This is a genomic window from Pedobacter nyackensis (genome assembly GCF_032678475.1).
GTDB lineage: Bacteria > Bacteroidota > Bacteroidia > Sphingobacteriales > Sphingobacteriaceae > Pedobacter > Pedobacter nyackensis_A.
The window spans coordinates 151,897-169,964 of record NZ_JAVTSF010000004.1 but is presented as its reverse complement, the minus strand read 5'-3'; the positions used below and the strand labels follow the sequence as shown (position 1 = coordinate 169,964).

Sequence of the window (18,068 nt, the reverse complement as noted above, 5' to 3'; positions counted from 1 at the left end):
TGTTTTTTGTCTTTTAAGTCGGTTTTTACCTGGAAAACCTCGCAAATCTGATCTTTTTATCACTCTTTGCTTTGTAGAAATCCCGACCATGAAGCAGCTGCAAAGCAAAATCAATTCAGGATGACGGGGAGCTAAAGTACCGCGTTAAAATTCCAATATTAAGCGATGATTTTTTCAATTGGCATTACCACGATACCTTCAGCACCGGCGGCTTTCAGGCTATTGATTTTCTCCCAGAAATCGTGTTCTGCAATTACAGAATGTACGGCAACCCAGTCTTCATCAAACAGTGGAACGACAGTCGGACTCTTTACACCGGGCAATAAATCCACTACTTTTTTGAGGTTGATTTTTGCCACGTTTAGTACGACATATTTGGTCTCTTTTGCACGGAGTACAGAGCGTATACGTTGTAACAATTCCTGAACTTCGGGTAGCAAATCTGAGCCTTCTTTTCCGATCAATACGGCTTCAGATTTCATCACTTCAGAGAAAGGTTTCAGGCCATTACTTTTTAAAGTTCCACCGGTCGAAACGATGTCACAAATCGCATCACTTAGTCCAAGTCCGGGACCAATTTCAACCGATCCGGAAATCGTCCGAACTTCAGCATTTACGTGATTTTCTTTCAGGTATTTTTCAAGGATTACCGGGTAAGAAGTAGCGATAGCTTTGCCACTTAATTGAGCAATTTCTGTAATCTGACTTTCGTTAGGAATAGCGATTTTTAAGGTGCATTTACCGAAGCCTAGTTTTTGTAAATACGTAACTTCAGCACCGGATTCAACAATTACATTTTCGCCAACTATACCCAGGTCTGCAATTCCATCCTGTACATATTCCGGGATGTCATCATCTCTAAGAAAAAGGATTTCTAAAGGAAAGTTTGTAACTGTTGATATTAATGAACTTTTGTAGTTTTCGAAAGATAAACCACAATTTTTAAGGATCTCTACTGATTTTTCGTTTAGCCTACCCGATTTCTGGATAGCAATTTTTAGTGTTTTCACTTAGTGCTTTTAGAATTATTGATTGAACAAGAAAATATTTCGGAAACAAGTTTTGAAGTACAAAACATTACATATACATCGCCAGTTGGCGATGGTGCAAATGTAAATGATGGTTCAAAAGGTGTTTCATATATTATCTTAAGTTCCTTATCAACAATGACTAGCATTATGAGGAGCTGCAAATATATGGATTGAAATTACAAATCCAAATAATTTATACAATTTTAGTAGATAATTTGGGTAAATACCACTGGCTATTTTATTAGCCAGTGGTAATGAGCGTTTAAATGATTGATTTATTACTTGGGGTAATCCTGATTTTGTTCCAGTTTTTTGTTTCTGTCCAGCTCAGCTTGTGAAAATGGCAACACATTGTTTTTCTCGCCGAATTTTAGTTGTACGCCACCTGGATTTTTTACGAGTGCAAGTTTGCTTTCCATTAAATTCCGACGTTTTAGGTCATAATAACGATGTCCCTCTAATGCCAGTTCTATTCTTCTTTCATGAAGGATAAACTCTCTTAGTTCGTCTTTGGTATCATATACGGTTTGATCTACCGGAGGTAGATTAACACCCGTTCTTTGCCTGATTTCGTTCAAAGCTGCATAGATGGTCCCGTCAGGTCCCGTTGCCTCATTCTTTGCTTCCGCATACATTAATAGCACATCCGCATAACGAATGTGGATGATATTCTGATCGGTAAGCGGTGTCTTACTCCTGTCAAATGGGAGTTTAGTTAAATCGATATATTTTTTCTGTGAATAGGTCGTCAAAAGTGGATCAGATTCATTAAATGTTGATCCATCAGGGTTGATATATTTTTCTGTAGGTACTTTGATTGTGAATTTTAAACGAGGGTCCCGGTTGTTATAAGGGTTTGCCGGATCATAGCCAGAACCAACTTCATTAATCATTTTTCCATTGGCCATTTCATAGTCATCAACTAAATTCTGATAGGGGGCAATAGAACCATACCAACCTATTTCTACCAAAACACCTTCGCCACCCTGTGGGTTGTTTGGCGCAAGATATTTGGTAGAGAATATAATTTCCGGATTGCCTTGCTGGGTTGCGGTCAGGAATAAGTTTGCATAGCCACCCTGGTAAATTTTAAATCCGCCAGCACTTGTCATAACCAGATTTGCTGTACTCGCAGCTAATGGCCAATTCTGTTGAAAAAGATAAACTCTGGCTTTTAAAGCCAGTGCGCTAGCCTTAACCGCATGCCCAGTGTAAGCTACATCCTGTAAATTAGCAATTGCAAAATCCAATTCGCTGTGTACAAAAGCCAAAACATCCTCTTTTGAGCTCTTTGCTATTTTTGCGTCGTCAACTGTCGGTGGGGCAGTTTTATACAAGATAACTCCTCCGTAAGCCTGCACCAGGTCAAAGTAAAACATCGCCCTTATAAATCTCACTTCAGCTTTGTAACTTGTTTTTACGGCATCGCTAATAGGGGCTTTGTCCACGTTGTCTAAAAAGAAATTACATCCCCCAATACCGGCGTAAGGAGCATTGTAAAAGTCTCCCGGAATATTGGTCGGGTTTACGACACCTAATGTTAAATTGCTATTGAAACCATAAAACGTATGTCTGTCTAACGCATTGTCAGAGTAAGTATCCAGCCATGGTTTTCTATTACCATAAAAGCCACTTTGTAATCGTCTGTATACGCCGGCTAAAGCCATTTGTACGTCTGCATCGCTTTTCCAGAATTCCTGACTGGCAATTTTGTCTGTAGGATTTTTATCGAGAAAGTCCTTTTTACATGAAATTAGCATGCTAATTATTGTTACAATAATTAGGTATATGCTGGTTTGTTTTGCTCTCATTTTATAAAATTTTTTATTGAATACAATACATGTGATCATTATTTTTTACCTGGCTGATTAATATTTAATTTTTAAACCAGCTGTATAAATCCTTAATTGAGGAAACTGTGCAAATCTGCCAGATCCAGCTCTTTCAGGATCATTACCTTCATATTTGGTCCATGTAATTAAATTATCACCCGATACATATACTGTTATTCCTTTTGCCATAATTTTCTTGGTGATCGCTTCAGGAACTGTGTAAGAAAGGTACAGGTTCTTCAGTCTTAGATAAGAAGCATCCTGAAGAAAATAGGTCGACGTGTATCCTGCTACTCCTGAATAACCGGTAAGGTAAACAGCAGGGACTGTATTGCTTGGATTGGTTGGCGACCATGCATTTAAAAACCTTGTTGGAGGAGCAGAACCCTGCATAAATGGCTCGTATCCCCATTGGGCTACCTGTACTTTTTGACCTTCTACGGCCTGGAAAAAAGCAGTAAGATTAAACCCTTTCCAACCCCCATTTACACTGAAAGAGTAGGTGTAATTTGGGAAACGACTGATGCGTATCCTGTCTTCAGGACCTACGGTACCATTTCCACTTACGTCCCTGATTTTTAGATCCCCGGGCTTAAGTGCTCCCGAGTTTGGCTGTTTTGGGGAATTGTCTATTTCCTGCTGACTTTGGAAAATGCCTATCCAGTCGTACAGAAAAAAGTTATCATAAGGTTGGCCAACTTCAAAAGTCCCTACAGTTTCTGCTAAAACTTTCGTCACTTTGTTTCTGTATCTGTTAAATATGAAATTGGCTCCATAATTAAACTCCCCGATTTGGTTCTGGTGTCTTAACTCTATCTCTATTCCTTTGTTCACCATGGCGCCAGCGTTAACGATAGGTGCGGTTAGACCCACACTCGCTGGTAGATCTGTACGTCTCGCCAATATGTTAGTGGTGTTTTTATAATACCAGTCAACGGTTGCTCCAAATAATCCTTTGAACAAGTCAACATCTAAACCGACATCAGTAATGGCTGTTTTTTCCCATTTCAAATTCTTTTGGGTTAATCTGGTTAGTTGTACTCCAGAGCTTAAAGTGCTTGAAGAAAATGGATAAGTGGTATTGTCAAGTATATCCTGATATGGATAATAAATTGGAGTAGTTCCATCTCGCATCTCTTGATTACCAAGTACCCCATAAGAGACTCTTAGTTTTAAATTGTCAATCCAGGATATTTTATTTTTTATGAAACTTTCTTCCGAGAGTCGCCAAGCTGCAGATCCACCACCAAATGTTCCCCATCTGTACCTTGGATCTACCCGTGATGTGCCATCATAACGAAAATTACCTTCCAAAAAATATTTGCCTTTGTAATCGTAGTTGACTCTTCCAAAAAGAGACTGTAAAGTCAGTTCATTAGAATTACCAAATAGTGACTGGTCTTTTGGTGAACTTCCATCCAGCTCCATGATGGTATTGTTAGGGAAATCAAATCGGTTAGCACCCAGGTTTGTATTTCTGTTTTCCTGTTGTTCATACCCCGCCAACACATTGATGTTATGGTTGTCTGCTATTGTTTTTTGATAGTTAAATGTGCTGTAAAATACTTTGGTAATATTTCTGGCTGAACTTTGTCTGAGACCGAAAAAGGAAGGGTTGCCATTACTAACCTGTTGATAATTTCCCGTTGCATTAGGCTGGAAAGCAAATGAAGGATTAGCAAATTGACGTTGCTTATACTCCTGGTTGAAAAAAGTAAAAGCAGCTTTTGAATACCATTTTAAACCCTTTGCAAGATCAACATCCACATAAGCCTGAGCATTTACATTGTAGTTTTTAGTAAATTGCCCACCGGTACTATACACCTCCTCCACGGTTCTGTTTGTTCCTCCACTTGAAACGTAATCTCTGCTGGTTATTCTGCCGCTACCATCGGGTAAATATGGTGCAAACGTTGGTGCAGATGCATAAGCCAATAACAATAGATCATCGTTAACTAGCCAAGGCGCTTTAAAATCTTCATAAGAAAAATTAACGTTAGTGCCGACTACTATTCTCTTATGTGCCTGGGTAGAATAATCCAGGAGACCATTATATCTTTTGTAAAGATATCCTTTAGTTATACTTTTCTGGTCAAGATAATTGAAGGAAACGTTGTACTTGTTTTTTTCATTGCCACCTAAAAAGCTAAGGTTGTGGTTTTGTATAGGGCCTTTACCTAAAACATGTTTGAGCCAGTTGAAATTTGGGTATTGATCACTATTAGGATTGTTTTTGTAAGCATCAATTTGTGCCTGGGTGTATTGGGCTGGCTGTCCGCTTCTTGCTCTGGCCTGGTTGTACATCTCCATGTAAGTAACCGAATTGGTGATCAGTTCGGGGTATTTTGTAGCTTCGCTGGTGCTCCAGTTACCACTGTATTCTATATCGTTGCTGCCTACTTTACCCTTTTTTGTGGTTACTAAAATTACACCATTGGCAGCTCTTGATCCATATATGGATGCTGAAGCGGCATCTTTAAGTACGGTTACGTTTTCGATGTCCTGAGGCGAAAGATTGGAAATGGTCCCTACTATTCCATCAACGAGGATAAGTGGAGCAGGAGAGGCACCGGTTGAGCCAAAGCCCCGTATTCTTAAAGTACCCCCATTGTCTCTTCCCGGTTCTCCGGTCGATTGTACTACATCTAGTCCCGCAATACGCCCCTGCAATAAGTTTTGTACGCTGGGAACAGGACGCTCTGTTATGGTTTTTCCAGATACCGTTGCTACAGAACCGGAAAGGTTAACTTTCTTTTGCGTGCCGTAACCCACTGAAACTTCCACGGTTTCCAGGTCGTTTAGCATTAACGATAAACTGATAACCATGTTCCCGGAGGTCACTTTCACCTGTTTCGTACTATATCCTAAAAATGAAATTATAAGTTCGGCATTTTCACTAACCCCTTTTAAAGAAAACGTACCATTTTCATTGGTAATAGTCGTTGTTGAGCTTCCTTTTACTTTTACTGTTGCACCGATTAAAGGATTACCGTTCTCATCAAGAACTGTTCCCCTGATATCTATAGCTGCGGCCATATCAGCATTGATTGATATAATGGGCCGTTCACGGAGGACAATGGTTTTGTCTTTAATGATATAATTTAAAGGTTGATTTTTCAGGATCACTTTAAACACTGTTTCCAGGGTAGCATTCTGAAAATCGACATTAATGGGCGTGATGTTATCCAGTTTTTTCTCTGACCAGATAATATCATATCCAGTTTGTCTGTTAATCTCGTCAAAGAGTTGTGATAACGAGACGTTTTTCTTTGCATAGGTAAAGCGTTGGGCGAAGCCTGCAGCAGAAACTTGCAACATACCTGCGATTAAAACAATAACGGTTAACTTCATTGTCAGCAGAATTTTAAGCATGCAGCCATAAGGCATACAAAAATCTTTAGCATATTTTTTATACATTTGGTTCTTTGGTTAATAGCGAAAAGCGTTAGCTGTCCAAGGCTTATGAACACTTTTCTAATTAGCAGGAAATAGTTGATTTCAATTGTTTTCGGTTTGCCAGAACAAATCAGGGGCGTGCGTTCGCCTCTGATTAATTCCTAAAACCATACACCTCCAATTGCTAAGGATAGGGTCTGTTTTTATTCATACGTTTCGTTTTATTTGGTTAATTAATTGGTTATTTTCTATTCTTAATAATTATCGTCCTCCCCTTAAGTTCAAATGAAGCTTCATCTGTAAGTTCCAGCATTTCTAAAACCTTGGATACATTTACATATTTTGTCATAACTCCTCCGAATTTAATATCCTTAAGTGCGGGAGACAGGAACTCTACATCAACATCATACCACCTTGAAACTTTTCGCATAATGCTCTCGAGCGTTTCAGACTTAAATCTGAAATAGCCGTTTTTCCAGGCAATTATATTTTCAATATCAACCGGGATTATTTTTATCTCTCCTTTTTCATTTACGGCTTGATGTTCAGGCGTTAATCGTATTCCGTTTACGTCTACACTTCCTTCAACAAGTGTAGTTCTTGTTCCAACTTCATCCTCATATCCGTTAACATTAAAGCGGGTTCCATAGACCGTTATCAGTTGTCCATCTGAAACCACTTTGAAGGGTTTAATTTTATCTTTAGTTACTTCGAAATAAGCCTCGCCGGTAACGATGACCCTGCGCTCTTTAGAGGGTGCAAAACTAACAGGGAATTTAATTGAAGATGCTGAATTTAACCAGACATGCGATCCATCGGGTAAAATCAACTGGTATTGCTCGCCTTTGGCCGTTGTTAATGTGTTGAATTCTAATTTTTCTGATCTCTCATCAGCTATTTGTTTGTAAACAGATTTATCTTTTGAATTGAGTAAGATCTGCTTACCGTTTGCAAGGGTTAATGTTGCCTGACGGTTACCAGGAGCAATATCATTTTTAAGCACATTCGCAGTTGGTATGACAGCAGGTTGATCAGATTTGAAATACCACAATCCTGCAGCGATAGAAAAGATAATGAATATAGCAGCGGCAATTCCTCTCCATAAGGTTATTGTTTTAGTCGAGGTGGCATCAAGTTCGCTGTTTATCCTATTTAGAATGATCTGCCTGTGTACTTCCACTTCCTCCGCGTACAGGCTGGAGATTTCTATAGGTTTATCTGTGGTTTGACTAAACCAAAGATCAAACTCATCTTTTTCCTGTTTGGTAAGATTACCGTTAAGATATTTATGAGCGAGTTCCTGAAGTCTGATCTTATCCAATGTTTTTGCCATCTTTTGAACTGGTGTATATTAACAAGTATCACAACTCAGCCAAATGACACAAAAGAAATAAAAAAATAAGATGATTTTTGTGCCTTAAAGCAGAAAGCCTGTAAGGAAAGTGTTCAGGCCGGCACGAAGAACTTTTTTGGTTCTCACCAGGCTGGCATTAACGGCCTTTTCCGACATCCCCATCTCTTTAGCGATGTCTCTATGGCTCATGCCATCTTCCTTATTCATGCGATAGATGAGGGCACTTCGTTCAGGAAGTTTACTTATCATTTCCTGAAGTGTAGTCTGAAGTTCTTCAAAGTCAAGATACTGTTGTGTAGAATCATCAAGCACGTCATAGTCGAGCATATTACTTTCCTCGGCTAACCGCTTAGTCCTTTCTCTACTTAAAAATCTCAGTACCCGGTACTTTATAGAAACAATTAAGTAGTTTTTGAATTCTGAACTGATTTCTAGCTCGGCCTTTCTTTTCCATAATGAGACAAAGACATCCTGAACAATATCTTCCGCTACTCCGATGTCACTGGTTTTTTGAATTGCAAAATACAGTACCTGTTCCCAATACCGGTTGTACAGTTCTGTAAAAGCTTGCCTGTCACCGTTATGAATAAAGGTCGTCAATTCCGAATCCGTAAAACAAGAATAGGTTTTCATAGTTGTTCAGTACACATATAAATATATCATAAATATTACAATTCCAAGTTCGTTTTTTATTTTTTTATAGTAATTGTAAACTAATTGCAGTATTACTGTAAAACAATCCCAGTTTATGACAGTTGACGGTTTGTATGTTGGGGAGGTGGAAGTTGGCACTTAATTTGATTAAATGCATTAATAATCTGAAATAACGTTATTTTTGCAGCCAATATTACCATTTTGAAAAGACTCCTATTTTTACTAATTCCTTTTTGTTTAACACTTCATGCCTGTAACTGGTTCAAAGAAACACCAGAAGTTGGAATAGTGCTGGCAGAACATTTTGACAATAAGCTTTATAAAAAGTTTGATACAGCCGAATATAATCTGATTTTTAAAAAGCACTTCGATTCGCTAAAAGGCAATTTTTCGAATCCAAATACACTTGAAGCTTATTACTTACAGCACAATAACGAACCGAAATTGGTTACCAAGTATTTTGTTAATGGTGCTTTAGATACGCTTAGGGACTATATCGGCAGGAGCGAGGAACATGGCTTTAACCCTAAGGTATTCCATTATAAGAAGCTTAAAATGTTGCTTGATGAGCTGGCAGCTAATAAATTCAGTTCTATTTCAGAAGTCTATCCCGTGGTGGCCGATCTGGAGCTTAACGCCGCTGAGAGTTTAATTAAGTACAATAATTTCGTTTATTATGGCAGTTTAAATCCACGTAAACTGCTTTCAAGATATTATGTGCCGGTAAAAAGGCCTGATAGTGCAAGTATGACTGCAGTGCTGGCGACAGCAGATCTTAAAAAATTGTTGCAAGATATTCAGCCATCTTCAGCAAATTATCGTGAATTGCAAGTTGCTATGTTAAAACAGGAGCAGAAAGGTAATGGAGATAATCAGGCGTTAAGAACCATAAAAGTGAATATGGAAAGATTGAGGTGGAAATTACCCGATCTTGGAGAGGAGTATGTGGAAGTAAATATTCCTGATTTTTCGTTAACCTGGTTTAGCAATCAGGATACATTAAGTCATATGAAGGTTTGTGTAGGTGCGGCAAAGGAAGAAGGATATACCGAAAAATTAAAGACATACCTCAAATCGGGTAGTCTTGATGATAAACCTAAAAATCATGAAACGCCTATTTTATACAGTAAATTGAACTCTATACAGGTAAACCCAATATGGAATATTCCGGTTAGCATTGCCAGAAGTGAGATTTACTGGCAGGCAGTTAGAGATCCGTATTATCTTTCCAACAACAATATTAAAGTATATTACAAAGGTAAGCAGGTAATGGATCCTGATACCATACAGTGGAGTAAATATCCTCGTGAGAAACTTCCTTTTCAGTTTAAACAAGGTTCGGGCGAAGGCAATGCGCTTGGTAAGTTTAAGTTTATATTCGACAATGGATCAAGTATATATTTGCATGATACCAATAATAAAAGTGGTTTCGCACGTGCAAACAGAGCGATGAGTCATGGTTGTGTGCGGGTAGAAAAACCTTTGGAATTTGCCGAAATGATGGTTAAAGACAAATATCAATACGATAACCTGAGAATGGAAGTGAATTTGCCACCTATTGATACCACCAAAATGGAGGTTTACAGGAAAAAGCTAGCAAAAAAGGCAGATACATTAAATATATTTAAATTAAAACCGAAGTGGTTTGGTACGAAAAAGCCGGTGCCACTGATTATCAATTATATTACCGCATGGCCACAAAATGGCGTTATTCAATACAGACCTGATGTTTATGGTTTGGATGAAACTTTGTATACAGCTATGAAGAAATTCATGTAAAAGTGTTAACTTTGGTTTTTAATGAATTTCCTATATCCAGGTTTTCTTTTTGCACTGCTGGCAATAGCGATTCCTATTGTAATACACCTATTCAATTTTAGGAAATTTAAGAAAGTTTACTTCAGTAATGTGCAGTTTCTCGCTGCTGTTGAAGAGCAAAGCTCAACCAGAGAAAAATTAAAACACTTACTGGTTTTGCTGAGCCGGATATTAGCAATTGTTTTTCTTGTCTTTGCTTTTGCGAGACCTTTTATTCCTTCATCAAATCAGAATAACCATCAGGCAATTGGAAACCTTGTCACGCTGTATATTGATAATTCGTACAGTATGGAAAGTCTGAACAAAGAAGGTAGTCTGCTGGAGGAAGCTAAGCGCAAAGCAAAAGAAATTGCAGGAGCCTACGCATTGACCGATCAATTCAAGTTAGTAACTAATGATTTTGAAGGTAAACACCAACAAGCAGTTAGTAAAGAAGAATTTATTAGCTTGTTGGACGGGATTAAAATCTCGCCCGCCGCAAGGTCACTCCAACAAATCATCAACAGGATCGAAATTGACCCTTCGGCCAATAGAAATGATGTGGCTTATCTGTTGTCCGATTTTCAACAGACATTTGTAAGTAAGCAGCAACTGCAAACCAATGCTGATATCAATTATTCGTTGATAAAACTCAATGCGAATAGTCTGCCAAATATATCCGTAGATAGTGTTTGGAGCCTTTCACCAGTTCATTTACCCAATCAGTCAGAGCAATTTGTTGTTCAGCTACATAATTACGGGGAAGAGGATGCCAACGATGTTCCTTTACAGTTAATGATTAACAAACAGCAAAAGGCAATAGGAAATGTGAATGTTGCTGCCGGTAAAACGTTAAAAGATACTTTGTCCTTTAGTGGACTGGGCAGCGGTTGGCAAAAAGGAACAATTGTTATTAAAGATTTTCCACTGACTTTTGATGATCAACTGAATTTTAGTTTTAAGGTAGCACAGGATTTGAAAGTGCTCAGCATTAGCGGCAACAGTTCTGACAGATATATCTCTTCACTTTTCGCTACCGATCCTTACTTTAAGCTTACTGAAATGCCTGAGTCGAATATCAGGTATTCTGCTTTTGCAGATTATAGTTTGATTGTGCTAAACGGATTAAAAGAGCCTTCATCAGGATTAGCGCAGCAATTAAAATTGTATGTGGATAACGGAGGTTCTGTAGTAGTTTTTCCTGATCTTGATGCAAACGCTTCTGTTTATACACCGTTTTTAACAGGTTTAACTTTACCGGCGGTACAAGAGTTGAATGCAGGCGCGGCTATTGCGAGCACAATCGATCTTAAAAATTCAATATTTAAAGATGTTTTTGAGCATGTTCCCCAAAATATTGATCTGCCTGTTGTTAACAGGTATTTCAGTTATGTAGAACGAAGTTCAACTAATAAAGAGAATATTTTAAAACTACCGCTTAACAGGTTTCTTTTTGCCAGGTACAATGTTGGTGCAGGAAAAGTTTATTTATCTGCCAGTTCATTGAATGATAAAGATGGTAATATAGCGAGGCATCCGGTTTTTGTGCCATTGATGTTTAAAATAGCTTTTGCGGGTAATAAAGAGCAACCACTTTATTATACCACGGGTAAAGACAACTTATTGGAAAGCGCGAGAATAACCCTTTCGGGTAATCAATCTTTAAAACTCGTATCAGAAGGGTTTGAAGTTATTCCAGAAATCAGACAGGTGCCAGGTAAAACTTTATTGTATGTGGCCGACCAGGTAAAGAAATCTGGTTTTTATGAGCTGAAAAAAGGAGAAGATCTTTTATCCGTAGCCGCATTTAATGATGACCGTACCGAGTCGGATATGCACTATGCAGATGAAAATGAAATTAAAGCCCTATTTGGCAAACAAAATATTGCGTTTTACAATTCTGAGAAAGACGCCTTATCTATGAATGTGGAGTTAAAAAATAACAGCAGCGAGTTATGGAAACTTTGCCTAATTTTGGCTGTTGTTTTTTTTGCCATTGAAATAGCATTGATCAGATTTTTTAATCCTACAAAAAATATACAGACAACATGAATCTTCTCATCACAGGCGTAACGATTGCCGATCCCAACAGTAAATTTAACAAGCAGAAATGTGATGTACGGGTAGAGCAGGGTAAGATAACGGACATTGACAGTAAACTAAGTCTTTTAAAAGGTGAGACTGCATTTGATGCTGCGGGGTTGATACTCTCTCCTGGATTTTTTGATTTGAACTGTTCGATCGGAGATCCTGGTTTTGAAACAAAGGAGGACGTTTATACTGCTACAGCAGCAGCGGCGGCCGGAGGTTTTACAGGCCTGGCAGTTTTACCACACACAAAACCTGTTGTTCACTCTAAAGGTGAGGTAGCTTATATCATTAACAAAGCAAAAGGTAATTTGGTAGATGTAATGCCTGTTGGCGCAATAAGCCAGGATCTGGAAGGTAAAGAACTTGCCGAACTGTACGATATGCAGCAAGCCGGAGCAGTAGCATTTTCGGATGGCACAAAACCGATTACAGATGATGGCTTCATGAGCCGTGCGCTTCAATATGCAAAAGGTCTTAAAGGTTTATTGATGGTATATCCTGAAAATAAATCTATTGCCGGAAAGTCTCAGATTAACGAAAGTAAAAATAGTGTACTGCTTGGAATGAAAGGTCTGCCAGCTTTAGCTGAGGAAATGCACATCAGCAGGGATATATTTTTGGCAACATATCATGATGCGCCAATTCACATCAGCAATATATCTACAGCAGGAGCGGTAGCGCTTATTAAAAAGGCGAAGAAGGATGGAATTAAGATTACCTGCGACGTGGCAGCCCATCAACTTGTGTTTACAGAGGAGCTTTTAAGCGATTTTGATAGTAATTATAAGGTAAAACCCCCATTGCGTGGTAAAGCTGATGTAAAGGCATTGTTAGCAGGATTAAAAGATGGTGTGATTGATGCCGTTAGTTCGCAACACCGTCCACATGAAATTGAATTCAAAGATGTGGAGTTTGAAATTGCCTCATATGGTATTATTGCCTTACAAACTGTATTGCCTTTATTGCTTAAAGCGGGATTGGATGCGGGGCAGATTGCGGAGAAATTAGCCATCAATCCGCGAACTGTACTTGGCATAGTTGCTCCGGTAATAGAAAAGGGAGCTGAGGCTAATTTTACAGTATATAGTCCAACTGAAGAGTGGATCTACAATGCCAAGAACAATTTGTCCAAGTCTGCAAACTCACCATTATTAAATAAGAAATTAACCGGTAAAGTAAAGCTGGTATATAATAACAAACAATTACAATCGTATGGATAATAGTGTAGTACTGTTGTTTTAGTCTATATTTGACCTATAATTTATAAAAAAGGGAAAAAATAGGGAAAATATTATGGCTACTTTCAAAGTGATTTCTGAACCAAAAATTAAGACTGAAATTGTTAGAGATAAAGACAAAAAAGAGATTGGCGTTAAAAAATATGTTTACTACGCAATCTCTTTTGATGAACCTTTTGAAGGTAAGAAAACCCACTACCGAAAAGAAAACGGTTTAAAAAATTATGACATCAGTCTGGTGCGTGGTGATGAAGATGAACAGCGTATCAATGGTAAACTTTTACTTACAAAGATTAAAAAAGATTTAGCTGAAGGTATCGACCCTAAATTTGCAAAAGAACTTAGAATCACAGTTGAAGAGGTAAAGCTTAAAGAGGCTCAAAAAGTTGAAGAAGCTAAAGTTAGTTTAGATGATGCCATCAAATTGCTTAAAGATGCTAAAGGTTATTCTGGTAACAAGATTGCAGCAGGTAAAGAAATTACAGCAGCAGGTTATTTAAGTATCTACAACAATGACTTCAGGCGTTACTGCAAATTGATTGGTAAGGAATCCGATTTAAGGGCAATTACCAAAGCTGATATCAGAAACTATATTGAATTACATTTCAACCCTTCAGACAAATATTTATATACTGAAGGTAAAAAGGAAGGTAGGAGAATATTTGAAAACTGGACTTCCAAAAGTTGTACCACAGCTAAAGCTACAATATCATCTTTATTTAGTGTGCTTGTAGACAAAGATTTAATTCCTGTTAACCCTTGCTTTGGAGTAAAAATAAAAAGAGATTCTGAAAAAATAATTATACCTGATTTAAAGAAAGATGTTTTTGAACTTTGGACTAAACAGGAAATGGATATATTTTTTGCTGATACTGATGATATGGAATTATTATATTATTCCACCATTGGGAAATGCATCTATTATTCTGCAATCAGAAAATCAGAAATATTCAGGGTAACTGTAGATATGGTGGATTTTGAAAATGAACAATTTTTAATTCCTGCCAAACTTACCAAAGCTGCTAGAAAGCACAGCCCAAATGAAATAATAGATATGGACATTCCTGATGCATTAATTGTTGCGTTACAAAAGTGGATTGCTGTTAGATATCCTAATGGCTACACGGGTAAAGATTTTCTTTTTCCCCATAAGACTAAGATTTGGTTACCAACAGACTACCGCACCTTTAATAGTAATTGGGATATTTTCAGAGAGAAATTGCGTACTCAATATGAAGGGCTATTTATGAAAAATATCTATGCGTTAAAACACAATGGGCTTGCAGCATATTTTCATTCATTGATAAGGCGTAAGGATTTAACAGCAGCAGAAGTAATATTGAAAATGCAAAAACACGCTAGACACGAATCATTTGACGAAACAGAAAACTACCTTAGAAAGCATAATCTGATGTTTGAGAAGAAGAGGGAAAAGGCAAACTTTTAAATATGGTGGGGGTTATTTACCCCCATTTTTTATTTCATTCAGGGCCTTTAATTCTAATCGCTTTTCATACGCTTCAAATTCTAAACGTTCCCTTTCTTTTTTACTGATGCGTTTTTTCGGTTGGGTTGGTTCATCTGTTTTTGTTCCACCAAAAAATTTAATAGTTGGTTTTAAATCTGCTGCTAAATTGGAAATAACAGTATTTGCCTGTATCAACATGTCCACCTGCATTTTCAGCCTGATATTATCTTGTTCATCTTTGGTGGTGTTGTGCCACCAGTAAACAGCACTATCTGGTATGCGTATTCCTTCGAGATCGTATTGTGGTAATTGTATAAGTTCATTCATTTTTTTATTTCATTTAATCTTGTCAGAAGCATTTCACATGCTTCATAATTCTCTTCATTTTCAGCGATTCTAAGCGCATCTAACAGCACTATTATCATCCGCTCATTGTGTGGGTTTTGATTTGAAGTGATTGCAGGGGCACCCCCTTTAGCAACTCATTCTCCATTCCTTCAAGAATTCATCAGTGCTGAATTCAGGTTCATTTCTAGTTGCCACAGCAAAAACATACTCCTCAAATTCATATGATTCTTCAATATTCTTATGACCATCACTAAAACGATCCTGTATCCTTAATATTTCTTTAAGGATTGGTAGAGGGCTTAAATTGTTTAATGTAAGACTGTTTGCGGTTCGTTGTATGATTGCATCATTGATGGTTATGGTTTGTCCCGACACAGTGTAATTAACCCTGTCATATTTTTTATGGATCAGGGCAACCTGATGTTTGAATGCGTTCCAAGTCCTAATTAGGATTGTGACGTTATGTTTAGTCTCTGTTTTCATAATTTTAATTTGATTAATATTTAGTTGTACAAGTATTCTTTTAATTCCTCTTCCAGTTTCAGTTCTGGAAACCCTCTTCCAGTAAAGAAAATAATGGGTTTTGTATAATCTTTTGATCGTAATTCGTCTGGGAATAATGGGGCGTTAGGTTTTTGAGACTTCCCAGAAAGCTCTTCTTCCTGCAATACTATGTGCATAACATAAATGCTTTTATTTATTTCATCATAGTCTGATATATTATGGATAGAATAATCCCTTTTAGAACATTTTACTGTATATATATTAAAGTTCTCCTTAACGTATTTGTCTTTTGCGATATCTTTCCAGTCCTTTGATCTATTAATGAATAATACACCTCTGCCTCGGTGGTAGCTTATCATTCTTAGGTGGGCATCTTTTATTGCATCTAGTGTGCTTTCTGTTTGTGTTGTTGTGTCTGTTTTCATAATAACTTAATTTGTTTATACTTATATGTAGTCTGCAATTGTTTTTGTTGCTGATACAAATATAGATCAAAATTAATTATTATGCAATTTGTGTATTTTATTGTTAATTAAAATACTTTCTAAGGTAACAATTTATTTGTAGATTTAAAAATAATCTCTTATTTTTCGCTGATTAAACGATTTAAACGATGATTTCCTCTTTTTTGAGTATTAAATTTGTTGTTTCGTTATAAGAAATATGTAATTTAATTGTTTTCAATATTAATGCTCTGTTTACAATTTAATGACATTGGAGGGGGTGAGAGCATAAAAAAGACCCACTACAAGCAGGTCATTTGTTAACATGTGTAGTTAGAATTAATTATCCCTTATATTTTACGTTTTGATAAGTATCTCTTACAAGTTGAACATAAGTGTCATATTCTTTTTGTTGGTTTTTATTTCCTTCATATGGAGTAACTTCAATTTCGCACATGTTGTCTTGGGGTACTGTTACATACCCTTTATATTTTTGCCAAATATCAGTATGATCTCTTTTAATAATAATATAGGTCTCGTCATACCATTTTTTATATTTATCGGTTTCTGCCTTTGCATTAATAACGTCATAATCAACGTAGCACATGTGTGTACCATCGGTGTTAAAAGTTTCCCATTGACCTATTTTTTTCCCATTGAGGTAAGAACCAGAAGCCAATAATTTGCCATCTCCATCGAATTCTTTCCATTCATTATCTTTTTTGCCCTCATTATTGAATTTGTTAATATTACTGTTCATATTTTTTTTAAGTTGATTGGAAATATACATGTTTAATCCACTACATATATAAATTATAAAGAAAGTGCCATTTCCTAAATGCATATACTAGGTTTTGTAAAAACTTAAATTATACTGTACATTTAATTTTAATTAAATTAATCGCTGTTATTATGTTATTAGCATTTGGACTTGGAGGAGGTGAGATTTTACTACTCTTATTTATAGTTTTATTTTTAGTTGGTGTACCTTTCTGGGGGTATAAACTTGGATCAGTTAGAACAATAGGAGGAGGTTTTGGATTGTTGTTAGCTTTGCTCCTTAATCTTTTGGGTTTACTTGTTGTTTATCTGTTCCCTAAGATTGATAATCTTGTAGTTGCTGATGCACCAGAACAATTGAGAAAATATAAGGAATTATTGGATAGTGGTGCAATCACTGAAGAAGAATATCAATCTCAGAAGGCTAGACTGCTAAAATGAAAACATACATATCCGATATAATACCACGTCTAGGTAAGTACAGTAAGGAATTAGCTAACCTTACTTTGTTAGCCGAAAAGCATTGGGTAGCATTAAATCCTTTACTCAGCCAAAAACACATGTATATTTTTAGACGAAATAGTGAGTTGCTAATTACTACTGATGGACAGGTTGAAAAGGGAAAGTGGGAGTTGATAAGCAATGATTCTCTACTATTGGATGTAGGTGATAGTTCGATATTATTCAGACACGGATTTTTCGATGAAAATATTTTGGCATTAAAAGTCGATGGTAGAAATGAATATGCCTTTTTCGTTACCGAATCCAAGTTTAATAGTGGTTTGAACTCAATTGAATCTGTTAATGAATTTTTAAAAGAAAAATACGTTGAAAAGCCCACAGTTCAATGTGTAGAGCCAAAAACATTAACTAAAGAAGAATTGGAAGCCACGTTTAGTGTAACTAACAAGCAGATAGCATTAATTATACTTGCGATCCTCGGTGTATTTGTATTAGTTGGTTTACTGGGATATCTTGCTACGCTTGTTTAATTAATTTTTATTCATTAATTACTTCTCTAATCTTACATAGTGGAGAAACATTTTCTCCACCTTCAATAACTCATCAGCAGATGTTACCCTTCGGGGTTGGAATTATAAATTTTATACTTTTTCAATCACCGCAAAATACT

The 18,068-nt window shown here is 36.9% G+C and carries 15 protein-coding genes; 6 read left to right on the top strand and 9 right to left on the bottom strand.

The window, feature by feature from the left end:
- Nucleotides 1-158: 158 nt before the first annotated feature.
- The 5 genes from hisG to R2Q84_RS14685 all read right to left on the bottom strand — a co-directional run bounded on the left by hisG (nt 159) and on the right by R2Q84_RS14685 (nt 8,246).
- Entirely contained in the window at nt 159-1,010 is an 852-nt protein-coding gene (gene hisG, locus R2Q84_RS14705; protein ID WP_316817326.1) for an ATP phosphoribosyltransferase, read from the bottom strand.
- Nucleotides 1,011-1,309: 299 nt separating this feature from the next.
- Nucleotides 1,310-2,842 (bottom strand): RagB/SusD family nutrient uptake outer membrane protein, encoded by a 1,533-nt coding sequence (locus R2Q84_RS14700; protein WP_316817325.1) that lies wholly within the window; start codon nt 2,840-2,842, stop codon nt 1,310-1,312.
- A gap of 57 nt (nt 2,843-2,899) precedes the next feature.
- A complete protein-coding gene (locus tag R2Q84_RS14695) occupies nt 2,900-6,280 on the bottom strand; it encodes a TonB-dependent receptor (RefSeq protein WP_316817324.1) in 3,381 nt (1,126 codons plus the stop codon).
- 220 nt (nt 6,281-6,500) lie between these two features.
- Nucleotides 6,501-7,592: a FecR family protein gene (locus R2Q84_RS14690; RefSeq protein ID WP_316817323.1), complete on the bottom strand. Its 1,092-nt coding sequence runs from the start codon at nt 7,590-7,592 to the stop codon at nt 6,501-6,503.
- An 84-nt stretch (nt 7,593-7,676) separates the two neighbouring features.
- Nucleotides 7,677-8,246 carry an RNA polymerase sigma-70 factor gene (locus R2Q84_RS14685; protein WP_316817322.1) on the bottom strand — a complete coding sequence of 190 codons (570 nt, stop codon included), beginning with the start codon at nt 8,244-8,246 and terminating at the stop codon, nt 7,677-7,679.
- Between the two features lie 222 nt (nt 8,247-8,468).
- Here R2Q84_RS14685 and R2Q84_RS14680 point away from each other — a divergent pair, with 222 nt between their 5' ends.
- From R2Q84_RS14680 to R2Q84_RS14665, 4 genes are all read left to right on the top strand, one after another.
- On the top strand, nt 8,469-10,046 hold the full coding sequence (locus tag R2Q84_RS14680) for a L,D-transpeptidase family protein (protein WP_316817321.1): 1,578 nt from the start codon (nt 8,469-8,471) through the stop codon (nt 10,044-10,046).
- A gap of 21 nt (nt 10,047-10,067) precedes the next feature.
- Entirely contained in the window at nt 10,068-12,116 is a 2,049-nt protein-coding gene (locus R2Q84_RS14675; RefSeq protein WP_316817320.1) for a BatA domain-containing protein, read from the top strand.
- The gene (locus tag R2Q84_RS14670; RefSeq protein ID WP_316817319.1) at nt 12,113-13,375 is read left to right on the top strand and encodes a dihydroorotase; all 1,263 of its coding nucleotides are present in this window, start codon (nt 12,113-12,115) and stop codon (nt 13,373-13,375) included. The genes R2Q84_RS14675 and R2Q84_RS14670 overlap by 4 nt, the downstream gene beginning before the upstream one ends.
- 73 nt (nt 13,376-13,448) lie before the next feature.
- The gene (locus R2Q84_RS14665; protein ID WP_316817318.1) at nt 13,449-14,840 is read left to right on the top strand and encodes a hypothetical protein; all 1,392 of its coding nucleotides are present in this window, start codon (nt 13,449-13,451) and stop codon (nt 14,838-14,840) included.
- A gap of 12 nt (nt 14,841-14,852) precedes the next feature.
- Here the strand turns inward: R2Q84_RS14665 and R2Q84_RS14660 are convergent, their stop codons facing one another.
- The 4 genes from R2Q84_RS14660 to R2Q84_RS14645 all read right to left on the bottom strand — a co-directional run bounded on the left by R2Q84_RS14660 (nt 14,853) and on the right by R2Q84_RS14645 (nt 17,000).
- On the bottom strand, nt 14,853-15,188 hold the full coding sequence (locus tag R2Q84_RS14660; protein WP_316817317.1) for a hypothetical protein: 336 nt from the start codon (nt 15,186-15,188) through the stop codon (nt 14,853-14,855).
- Between the two features lie 147 nt (nt 15,189-15,335).
- Nucleotides 15,336-15,692: a hypothetical protein gene (locus R2Q84_RS14655; RefSeq protein ID WP_316817316.1), complete on the bottom strand. Its 357-nt coding sequence runs from the start codon at nt 15,690-15,692 to the stop codon at nt 15,336-15,338.
- 20 nt (nt 15,693-15,712) lie between these two features.
- A complete protein-coding gene (locus R2Q84_RS14650) occupies nt 15,713-16,138 on the bottom strand; it encodes a hypothetical protein (RefSeq protein ID WP_316817315.1) in 426 nt (141 codons plus the stop codon).
- Between the two features lie 361 nt (nt 16,139-16,499).
- Nucleotides 16,500-17,000 (bottom strand): hypothetical protein, encoded by a 501-nt coding sequence (locus R2Q84_RS14645; protein WP_316817314.1) that lies wholly within the window; start codon nt 16,998-17,000, stop codon nt 16,500-16,502.
- Nucleotides 17,001-17,068: 68 nt separating this feature from the next.
- On the opposite strand from R2Q84_RS14645, the gene R2Q84_RS14640 reads away from it, so the two are divergent.
- Both R2Q84_RS14640 and R2Q84_RS14635 read left to right on the top strand, forming a co-directional pair.
- A complete protein-coding gene (locus tag R2Q84_RS14640; protein WP_316817313.1) occupies nt 17,069-17,377 on the top strand; it encodes an SHOCT domain-containing protein in 309 nt (102 codons plus the stop codon).
- Complete coding sequence (locus tag R2Q84_RS14635; RefSeq protein ID WP_316817312.1) at nt 17,374-17,928, top strand: hypothetical protein; 555 nt, start codon at nt 17,374-17,376, stop codon at nt 17,926-17,928. Before R2Q84_RS14640 ends, R2Q84_RS14635 begins: the two co-directional genes overlap by 4 nt.
- Nucleotides 17,929-18,068 lie beyond the last annotated feature (140 nt).